Genomic DNA, 1,101 nt, shown 5'->3' on the forward strand with positions numbered 1-1,101 from the left:
TGGTTCGGTTCGTTTTGCCGCCATTCTGATTCGGTCCGGAGAGCCCTCGTAGACCTCTGCCGGGGTTCTGCCGCCGAACGCCGGGTGCGGGCGTTCGGCGTTGTAATAATCGATCCAGCGGCCGATCCCGGCTCTGGCCTCGCTGCCGGTTTCGAAGGCGTGGAGTGTGAATCGGCATGGAATAAGGGCTCTGTCGCAGATTTGATGGTGCTGGACTGTTGCTGGCTTAGGTTTCACCAGCGGAATCAGCATCATGGCTCAGTCGCTTCGCTGCACGGGGTTTGTGCCGCCCGGCTTTGTGGTCATCGAGGCGGCGGACGCCGGCCTCGCCGTTCAGATCACGGTGCGCTCCACCGCCGCGTTCAGCCCTTGCCCGGTGTGCGGCGGGCACTCGTTTCGGGTGCACAGCCGGTACCAGCGCCTCCTTCTCGACCTGCCGCTCTCGGGGCGTAACGTCCACCTGCACCTCCAGGCGCGGCGCTTCCATTGCGATGTTCCAACCTGTCGGCGCCGGATCTTCGCCGAGCGCTTTGATCCGGATGTTCTGAAGCCATGGGTCCGGCGAACGGCGCGGCTCGACGATGTCGTCCATCATCTCGGTCTCGCCCTCGGTGGACGCCCCGCAGCGCGACTGGCACGACGCCTGATGGTGCCGATCACCAAGGACACGCCTCTGCGCACCATGCGGCGGCACGGCCGTCCTGCATTCCTGCCGCCCTCGGCCATCGGGATTGATGACTGGGCATGGCGGCGTAACCAGCGCTACGGAACGCTCATCTGTGACCTCGATCGCCACCGCACGATCGCTCTGCTGCCCAACCGCGAACCGGCGAGCGCGGAGGAGTGGCTGCTGGATCAGCCGCAGATCGCGATCGTGGCGCGTGACCGCAGTGGCGCCTACGCCCAAGCGGCCTCGAACGCCCTGCCGCATGCCGTCCAGGTCGCTGACCGCTGGCACCTCATGGAGAACGCCAGCCACGCCTTCCTGGATGCCGTGCGCAAGTCGATGCGCCAGATCCGCGCCCCATTGGTGCGGCGACCGTTAATCCCGCCCTATTCACGCGGCGGAACGGATCAGTACGAGGCTATCTGCGCCGGGAG

General features: G+C 66.1%; 1 protein-coding gene and 1 pseudogene. One reads left to right on the forward strand and one right to left on the reverse strand.

Annotated elements, in window-relative coordinates; all coding sequences use genetic code 11:
- A pseudogene (locus tag I71_RS36575) lies at positions 1 to 165 on the reverse strand (integrase core domain-containing protein); the annotation flags it as partial.
- Positions 166 to 253: 88 nt separating this feature from the next.
- Here I71_RS36575 and I71_RS29690 point away from each other — a divergent pair.
- The coding region (locus I71_RS29690; protein ID WP_148294397.1) for an ISL3 family transposase at positions 254 to 1,101 on the forward strand (848 nt) is incomplete at its 3' end.

The sequence above is a fragment of the Azospirillum sp. B506 genome (assembly GCF_000333595.1).
Lineage (GTDB): Bacteria > Pseudomonadota > Alphaproteobacteria > Azospirillales > Azospirillaceae > Azospirillum.